The sequence below is a fragment of the Nonomuraea maheshkhaliensis genome (assembly GCF_039529435.1).
GTDB lineage: Bacteria > Actinomycetota > Actinomycetes > Streptosporangiales > Streptosporangiaceae > Nonomuraea > Nonomuraea maheshkhaliensis.
The window spans coordinates 62,360-71,076 of sequence record NZ_BAAAMU010000054.1 but is presented as its reverse complement, the minus strand read 5'-3'; the positions used below and the strand labels follow the sequence as shown (position 1 = coordinate 71,076).

General features: G+C 73.7%; 7 protein-coding genes. All 7 read left to right on the top strand.

Annotated elements, in window-relative coordinates:
• A partial coding sequence (locus tag ABFX54_RS31120; RefSeq protein WP_346110129.1) for an SDR family NAD(P)-dependent oxidoreductase occupies positions 1-495 on the top strand: 495 nt, incomplete at its 5' end.
• On the top strand, positions 492-1,805 hold the full coding sequence (locus tag ABFX54_RS31115; protein ID WP_346110128.1) for an AMP-binding protein: 1,314 nt from the start codon (positions 492-494) through the stop codon (positions 1,803-1,805). The genes ABFX54_RS31120 and ABFX54_RS31115, both read left to right, overlap by 4 nt.
• 16 nt (positions 1,806-1,821) lie before the next feature.
• Positions 1,822-2,847 carry a LuxE/PaaK family acyltransferase gene (locus ABFX54_RS31110; RefSeq protein ID WP_346110127.1) on the top strand — a complete coding sequence of 342 codons (1,026 nt, stop codon included), beginning with the start codon at positions 1,822-1,824 and terminating at the stop codon, positions 2,845-2,847.
• Entirely contained in the window at positions 2,847-4,085 is a 1,239-nt protein-coding gene (locus ABFX54_RS31105; RefSeq protein ID WP_346110126.1) for an acyl-CoA reductase, read from the top strand. The genes ABFX54_RS31110 and ABFX54_RS31105 overlap by 1 nt, the downstream gene beginning before the upstream one ends.
• A gap of 305 nt (positions 4,086-4,390) precedes the next feature.
• A complete protein-coding gene (locus ABFX54_RS31100; RefSeq protein WP_346110125.1) occupies positions 4,391-6,742 on the top strand; it encodes a hypothetical protein in 2,352 nt (783 codons plus the stop codon).
• A gap of 115 nt (positions 6,743-6,857) precedes the next feature.
• Positions 6,858-7,976, top strand: coding sequence for a glycosyltransferase (locus tag ABFX54_RS31095; RefSeq protein WP_346110124.1), 1,119 nt, complete (start codon positions 6,858-6,860; stop codon positions 7,974-7,976).
• Positions 7,977-7,979: 3 nt separating this feature from the next.
• Complete coding sequence (locus tag ABFX54_RS31090) at positions 7,980-8,687, top strand: class I SAM-dependent methyltransferase (RefSeq protein ID WP_346110123.1); 708 nt, start codon at positions 7,980-7,982, stop codon at positions 8,685-8,687.
• Positions 8,688-8,717: the final 30 nt, after the last annotated feature.

The window sequence follows — 8,717 nt, the reverse complement described above, 5'->3', positions numbered from 1 at the left end:
CTCGACACCCTCGTGGTCAACGCCGGCGTGCACGCCGGCGGCCTGCTCGGCCTCACGAGCCGCGACACGATCAGCCACCTGTTCGAGGTCAACGCCGTCGGCGCCGTCCACACGTTGCAGGCCGCGCTGAAGCTGCTGCGCCGGGGTGAGGCTCCCGCCGTGGTGCTGGTCTCCTCGGTGATGGGCCGCGCGGGCGGCCCCGGCCAGGCGGTCTACTCGGCGAGCAAGGCCGCGCTGCTCGGCCTCACCCTGGCCGCCGCCAAGGAGCTCGGCCCCAGCGGGGTCAGGGTCAACGCCGTCGCCCCCGGCTACATCGAGACCGGCCTGCTCGCCACGCTCGACGACGAAGGCCGGGCCGGGGTCGTCGCGGCCACGCCGCTCGGCCGACTCGGCAGCCCGGGCGACGTCGCCGGCGCCGTGGCGTTCCTGGTCTCGCCGGCCGCCGCCTTCATCGCCGGCCAGGTGCTCGGCGTGGACGGCGGGCTGGTGCCATGATGTTCCCCCACCCGCGCGCCCGGCTCATCGCCGCGGGAGACGCGAAGGGCCTGGAGGGCGACGACCTGGCCCGCTACGTCAAGCGCTCGGCGGAAAACCTCGACGGGCTGCGGCCAGGGCCGCTGTTCTGCGCCATGCGCAACACCCTGGCCTCGGTCTTCTGCTATCTCGGCGCCTGGCACTCCGGCCGGCCGATCGCGCTGCTCGACCCCGACCTGCCCACCGCCACCCTGGCCGACCTGGCCGAGCGGTTCAGGCCGGCCGCGCTGCTCGGGTTCACCAACCCGCTCGACGGCCCGCCGCCGCCGCGCGGCGACCTGCCCGAGCCCCATCCCGACCTGGGCCTGCTCCTGGCCACCTCGGGCTCGACCGGCAACCCGAGGCTCGTCCGCCTGTCCCGCCAGGCGGTCCTGGCCAACGCCGCCGCCATCGCCTCGACGCTGTCCATCGGGCCCGACGTGATCTCGCCCACGAGCCTGCCGCTGCACTACAGCTACGGGCTGTCGGTGCTCAACAGCCACCTCATCTCCGGCGCGACCGTGGTGCTGACGGAGGCGGGGCTGCTGGAGCGCTCGTTCTGGGCCGACTTCTCCGCCCACGGCTGCACGTCGCTGGCCGCGGTCCCCTACCAGTACACGATGATGCGCCGGATGCGCTTCGACCGCGAGCGCTATCCCGCCCTCACCACGCTCACCCAGGCCGGCGGGCGGCTCGCCCCCGAGCTGATCAGGGAGTTCGCCGGCCAGGTCGACCGCTTCTACGTGATGTACGGCCAGACCGAGGCCACCGCCCGCATGGCCGTCCTGCCGCCCGAGCGGCTGGCCGACAAGCTCGGCTCGGCCGGGCTCGCGCTGCCCGGCGGGCGGCTGGAGGCCGACGACGACGGCGAGATCCTCTACCACGGGCCCAACGTCATGATGGGCTACGCCGACACCGCCGACGACCTGGCCAGGGGCGACGACCTGGGCGGGGTGCTGCGCACGGGCGACCTGGGGCGGGTCGACCCCGACGGGTTCCTGCACATCACCGGCCGGCTCAAGCGGATGGCCAAGATCTTCGGCATCCGGGTCAACCTCGACGACGTCGAGCGCATGCTGCGCGGCTCGGGCCCGGTGGCGGTCACCGCCGGCGACGACCGGGTGACCATCTGGACCGAGACGCTCGACCCGCCCGCGCGCGTGCTCATGGCCCGGCGGCTGGCCGCCGAGCTGCGGCTGCACTGGAGCGGGTTCGAGGTCAACCACATCGACCGGCTGCCGCTGCTGGCGTCCGGCAAGATCGACTACCGCACCCTGGAGTCACTCGCATGAGCGGGCGTCCCGCGCGATGAGCGTGTTCACCCTGGCCGGTCCCGAGCGGGACGCCGCGCTGCTGCCCCGGCTGGCGGAGCTGACCGAGCGGCACCGCGAGGCGTGCCCGCCCTACCGCCGCATCCTCGACGCGATCGGCTCGGCACCCCCCTACGAGCGGGTGGCCGACCTGCCGTGGCTGCCGGTGCGGCTGTTCAAGACCCACGAGCTGCGCAGCGTGCCCGAGGACCAGGTGTTCCGGGTGCTGACCTCCAGCGGCACCACCGGCCAGCGGCCCAGCCGCATCTACCTCGACAAGGAGGCCGCCGCCGCGCAGACCCGCATGCTGGCCGCGACCGTGCGGGCCGTGCTGGGTGAGCGGCGGCTGCCGATGCTGATCGTCGACACCCGTTCCGTGGTGCGCGACCCCACGTTGAGCGCCAGGGGCGCGGGCGTGCTCGGCATGATGAACTTCGGCCGCGACCACACGTTCGTGCTCGACGAGCAGGGCCGGGTGGACGCCGAGGCGGTCACGTCCTTCATGCGGCGTCACGGCGGCGAGCCGTTCCTGATCTTCGGCTTCACCTACATGGTCTGGCTCCACCTGCTCGGCCTGGGGTGCGACCTGTCACAGGGGGTGCTCATCCACTCGGGCGGCTGGAAGCGGCTGGCCGAGCAGGCGGTCGGCAACGCCGAGTTCCGGCGGCGGCTGGCGGCCGAGTGCGGGCTGAGCAGGGTGCACAACTTCTACGGCATGGTCGAGCAGATCGGCACCGTCTTCCTCGAAGGCCCCGACGGCGACGGGCTCTACTGCCCCGACTTCGCCGACGTGGTCATCCGCGACCCCGAGACCTGGCAGGAGGCGGCCGACGGAGTGCCCGGACTGATCGAGGTGGTCAGCACGCTGCCCACGTCCTATCCGGGTCACGTGCTGCTGACCGAGGACATGGGCGTGGTGCGCGGGGTCGACGACGGGAGCTGGCCCGGCAAACGCTTCGAGGTGCTCGGCCGGCTGCCGCGGGCCGAGGCACGCGGCTGCAGCGACACCCTTGGGCAGGGCTGATGCCGGACAACAGCACCACACTCGACGTCCCCGTGGTGGACGTCAGGTTCCCCGCCGCCGGCACGGTGCCCGTCGCCGATCTGCTCGCCGGGCTCGACGGCAGCCTGCGGGTGGGTGACGAGCGGGTCAGGGGGTTCCTCGCGGCCTTCGGCCGGCGGCTGCTGCGGCCCGCGCTCGCGCGGCGCCATCCCGAGCTGGGCTCGCTGGGCTTCTTCCTGCGGCCGAGCGAGCTGGCCCGCACGGTCGAGGGCCTGGGCAGCCAGCACGTACGCGTACCGCGCGGCCTGATCTTCCACGTCCCGCCGGCCAACGTCGACACGGTCTTCGTCTACTCGTGGGCCCTGTCGGCGCTGATGGGCAACCGCAACGTCGTGCGGCTGTCACCCCGTTCCGGCGTGGTCGCCGAGACGATCCTGGAGACGCTGCACGAGTCGCTGGCCGACGCCGACCCCGCCGTCGCGGCCACGCAGCGCGTCATCTCCTACGGCCGCTCCGACGCCGTCACGGCCGCGCTGTCGGCCGCCTGCGACCTGCGGGTGGTGTGGGGCGGCGACCACAGCGTGAGCGAGCTCCGCCGCCACGCCCTGGCCCCCCACGCCCGCGACCTCACCTTCCCCGACCGCTCCTCCTTCGCCGTGATCCGGGCGGCGGCGTGGCTGTGCGCCCCGAGGGCGGCGCGGGTGACGGTCGCCGAGGGATTCGTCAACGACACCTACTGGTTCGACCAGGCCGCCTGCTCGTCACCTAGGACCGTGTTCTGGGTGGGGGCGCAGGGCGACTGCGACACGGCGCGGGCCGACTTCACCGACCACGTCTCGCGGGTGGTGACCGTACGCGGGTGGGGCGTCGACGCGGCCATGGCCGTGGAGAAGCGGGTCTCCACCTACGGGCTGGCCGCCGACGGGCTGGCCGAGGGGGTGGAGTTCCGGGGCAACGCGCTGGCGTGCGTCTGCCTGTCGGCCGCCGCCGCGGCGCCGCGCCGGTGGCTGGGCGCGGGCACGTTCGCGTACGCCAGGCTGGAGAGCCTGGGCGAGCTGGCGGAGCTGGTCGAACGGCGTGACCAGACGATGACCCACTTCGGGTTCGGCCAGGCCGAGCTGGAGGAGCTGGCCATGGGGCTGGCCGGGCGCGGGGTCGACCGCATGGTGCCGGTGGGCAGCGCGCTGAGCTTCCACCGGGTGTGGGACGGTGTCGACCTGCCGGCCGAGTTCACGCGTCTGGTGACCGTGATCAGATGACACCGGCTCCACCCCGGCGCCGGCTCGTCCACCTGGCCCGCGGGCGCGCCCCCCGCCGGGGGTGGCCGTCGGCCGCGCTGCTGCGCTTGCGGGGGCGCGGTCTCTTGCGTTCTCTGGGCCTGGTCCGGGCGCCGGGCGCTCTCCTGAGCTTCCGACGGGGTGCTCCCCCGCGTCCCGAGGACCCGGGGACGGTGCCGGGCTCTCTCGTGCGCTCCCGGGATCGGGCGCCGGCGGCTTTCGCGCGCTTTCGCGGGTTCCGTTCGGGATGGACGCCGGCCCTCCTCGCGTGCTTTGGGGCGCTGGCCGTGTTCCTGTGGTGCGGGGTCTCCGCGCGCGACCTGGCGTTCTTCGCCGCCTATCTGGGGGCGGGGGTGCTGCTTCCCGGCACGTTGCTGTGGCGGGCGCTGACCGGGGGCGGCCGGTCCCTGGCCGAGGAGCCGGCGGCGGGGCTGGCATTGGGGTACGCGGTCGAGGTGCTGGCCTACATCCCGGCCAGGGCGGTGGGGATGCCGCTGCTCGTGCTGGGCGCGCCGGTCGCCGTCCTGTGCGCGTTCACCTGCGTGCCCCGGCTGCGGCGGCACTGGTGGGCCCGCCACTCGACTGGACGGCACTCGACCGGAGCCTTCCCACCCGCACGGCCCCCGTCGGAGCCGCCTTCGTCCGGACGGCACACGTCCGAGCCGTCCACGTCCAGGCGGCACTCGTCTCGGCCGTTCCCCGGGAGGCGGCGTGGTCCGGGGGGCGGGCGCGGGGCGCGGGAGCGGGTGCCGGGGTGGTGTGCGTGGGCGCTGGCGGGGATCGTGGCCTACCTGGTCGGGTGGAGCGCGTTGTTCCTGTACCGGGTCCCGGTGACGGCCGCGTATGTGGACATGCCGTATCACCTGGCCCTGGTCGGCGAGGCCAAGCATCACCTCCCGCTCACCATGCCGTCCGTGCTGGGCGAAGGGCTGTCCTATCACTGGTTCGTCCACGCCGAGATGGCCGCCACCAGCTGGGTGACCGGGATCGAGCCGGTGACGCTGGTCTACCGGCTGTCCACGCTGCCGATGGCGGCGGCGACGGTCGTGCTGGTGGCGGCGATCGGGCGGCGGCTGGGCGGGCGGTGGGGCGCCGGGGCCGCGGCGGCCGGGGTGGCCTACTTCCTGTTCGGGCCCGAGCTGGTGGAGGACGTGAGCTTCCCCACGCGCTCGATGTTCACCGTCTGGGCCAGCCCGACGCAGACGTTCGGCGCGCTGCTGTTCGCGGCCGTGGTGCTGCTGCTGGTCGGCGAGTTCGGCCGGCGGTGGGCGGCGCTGGCGGTGCTGCTCCCCGTCCTGGCCGGCGCCAAGGCCACCTACCTGCCGATGCTGCTGGCGGCCCTGCTGCTCGTCCTGGCGGTGCGGGCGGTGCCTGTACGTGCGCGAGACGGCAGGGGCGCCGGGCGGGCCGGAGGCGGTAGGGGTGCGGGGCGTTCGGGCGGAGGTCGGTGGGCGGCCAGGCGTGCGGGTGGCGGACTGGGCCGGGTCGTGCGGGGGTTGGCGGGGCGGTGGCGGCGGGGGCCGTGGGCGGGGGCGGCGGTGTGGACGCTCCTCTGCCTGCTGTTCGCCCAGTTCGTGCTGTTCAGGCAGGGGGCGCAGGGCACGGTGGTGTCGCCGTTCGCGACGATGCGGGGGCTGTGGGCGCGGCTTGTGGCGCTGGCCGAGCCCCCGACGGAGCCGGCCGCGTCTGCGGCGGCGCCGGTTCTGTGGCTTGCTGTGCTGACCGGGGTGCATCTGTTCTGTCTGGCCTGTGTGTGGGCTGGGGTGGCGGGGCTGGGGCGGCGGGTGCTGGAGCCGGGCCTGCTGCTGGTGCTCGGTGTCGGTGCGGCCGGGATCGGCGCGGCCGTGCTGCTCGGTCACCCGGCCGAGTCACAGCTGTACTTCCTGGAGGCGGCCCGTCCCTACCTGTCGATCGCCGCCGTGTGCGGGGTGCTGGCGGCGCCGCGCCTGCCGTGGATCCGGCTCGTCTGCCTGGCGGCGGCGGGAGCGGTCGTGGCGCTGGTGGCCGGTCTGCTGACAGCGCAGGCGCCGGACGGTTTTCCCGGTGGACGGCTGGGGCTGGTCGTGGTGCCGTACGCGGTGCTGGCGGTGGCGGCGCTGCTGGTGTGGCGGCGCGGGCACGTGCTGGCGGTGATCGCGGTGCTGGCGGGGTACGCCGTGCCGACCTCCCTACGGGAGGTGGCCGGGCACATCGTGCCGGACGGCGAGAAGCGGGAGCGGCTGATCCCGCCGGGTGCGCGGGCGGCGGGGCGGTGGCTGCGTGAGCACTCCGCGCCCGGCGACGTGGTGGCCACCGACCTGCACTGCCTCCACGACGGCTGGCGGGTGTGCGACAGCAGGCACTTCTGGGTGTCGGGGTTCAGCGAACGGCGGGTGCTGGTCGAGGGCTGGGCGTACGCGGAGAGCACGCTGTCACGGGCCGGGCTGTCCGCGGGCTCGTACCTCGCGGTGCCGTTCGCGGATCAGGCGCGGCTGGCGGCGAACGACGCGGTCTTCCGCGCGCCCACCGCGCAGAACGTGCGACAGCTCGCCGACCGATATGGCGTCACGTGGCTTTTCACCGGGATGAATCCGCGTCCGCAGGAATTCGCCCGATTGCGGTTTCGCAATGCGTGCTGCTCCATCTATCAAATCCCCTGAGAAAGTAAAAAGATCCTCCCGTTCGCGGAATGGGCCGGGGAAACCACCCGCGCCCCGCCGGACGCCCCAGCACCATACCCGTGGATCGAAGGGCCACGAGAGATCAGGGGAGTCCATGGACACGCGTGCCATCGTGGAGCCGAGTCCGGCGATTCTCGACCCGGCGGCCCGGGTGGCGAGCGTCGACATCGTCATCCCCGTGCTCAACGAGGAACGCGCCCTGCCCGGCTGCGTCCGTACGCTGACCCGCTATCTCGACGGCGGTTTCCCGCTGCCGTGGCGCGTCACGATCGTGGACAACGGCAGCACCGACGCCACCTGGCCGCTGGCCAGATCCCTGGCGGGTGAGCTGGAGAACGTGCACGCGCGCCGCCTGGACGTCAGGGGCCGGGGCGCCGCGCTGCGGGCGGCCTGGCAGGACAGCCCGGCCGACGTCGTGGCGTACATGGACGTGGATCTGTCCACCGGGCTCGACGCCCTGTTCCCGCTGGTCGCCTCGGTGGCCAGCGGGCACTCCGAGCTCGCCGTCGGCACCCGGCTGGCGCACGGCGCGCGCATCCGCCGCTCGCTGCGCCGCGAGGTGGTGTCGCGGGGCTACAACGCGCTGCTCAAGTACGGCTTCGGGGTGCGCTTCAGCGACGCCCAGTGCGGTTTCAAGGCGGTCAGGGCCGACGTGGCCAGGCCGCTGATGGGCAAGATCGAGGACGACTCCTGGTTCTTCGACACCGAGCTGCTCCTGCTGGCCGAGCACAACGGGCTACGCGTGCACGAGGTGCCGGTGGACTGGATCGAGGACGCCGACTCCCGCGTCCACGTGGTCAGGACGGCCGTGGACGATCTCAAGGGCCTGGCCAGGATGGCCTGGTCGATGGCGCTGGGGCGGGCGGAGGTCGAGGTGGCCAGGCCGGAGCCCGAGCCCGAGCATCCCGACGCGGTGCCGCCCGGGCCGCGGGCGGCGACGATGGCGGCGGTGGCGAAATTGACGTCGTTCGCCGCCATCGGCACTTTCTCCGTCATTCTCTATGCGCTGGCCTATCTGCTCCTGCGCGAATCCTGGTCGCCCGCGTCGGCGAATCTCTGCGCGCTCGTCCTGGCCGGAATCGTCAACGTCGAAGCCAATCGCCGGTGGACGTTCGGGCCGCGCGCCGCGCCCCGGTTCAGCGCGCTGGCGTTCTTCTCCACGGCCACATACGGCCTGTTCACGCTGCTCCGCCTCTCCCGTACAAGGAAATGACGCATGGAAACCTCTGAGATCCGCCGGCTGATCGCGCTGGAGGACGGCCACTGGTGGTATCGGGAGCGCCGGGCCGTGCTGCGCCGCGAACTGCGCAGAATGGCCAGGCTCGGCCGGCCAGGGCGGGCGCTGGACATCGGCGCCGCGGGCGGCGGGAACACCAGGGTGCTGGTGGAGGCGGGCTGGGACGCGACGGCGACGGACAGTTGCGAGGCGGCGGTGGAGACGGCCAGGCGGCGCGGGCTCAAGGCGGTCCTGGCGGACGCGCGGGCGCTGCCGTTCGAGTCCAGGAGCGTGGACCTGGTGACGGCGTTCGACGTGCTGGAGCACATCCACGAGGACGACCTGGCCGCCGCCGAGATCGCCCGGGTGCTGGCGCCGGGCGGGCACGCGCTGATCGCGGTGCCGTGCGACATGGCGCTGTGGTCGGCCCATGACGACGCGGTCGGCCACGTGCGCCGCTACGGCCGCGACTCGCTCACGGTCGTCGTCGAGGGGGCGGGGCTGACCGTCGATCGCGTCTGGAGCTGGAACGTGCTCCTGCGCCCGCTCGTGGCCCGGCACCGCCGCCGCTCGACCGGCAGCGACCTGGGCCGGATGCCGCTGATCGTCAACGCCGGCCTGTCGGTGATCATCCGCGCCGAGCGCTATCTGCCGGTCAAGTCGCTCAAGGGAGTCTCGCTCTTCCTGCGGGCGCGGCGGGGCCGCTGAACATCGCGTCGGCGATGGGGCCAGAACGAG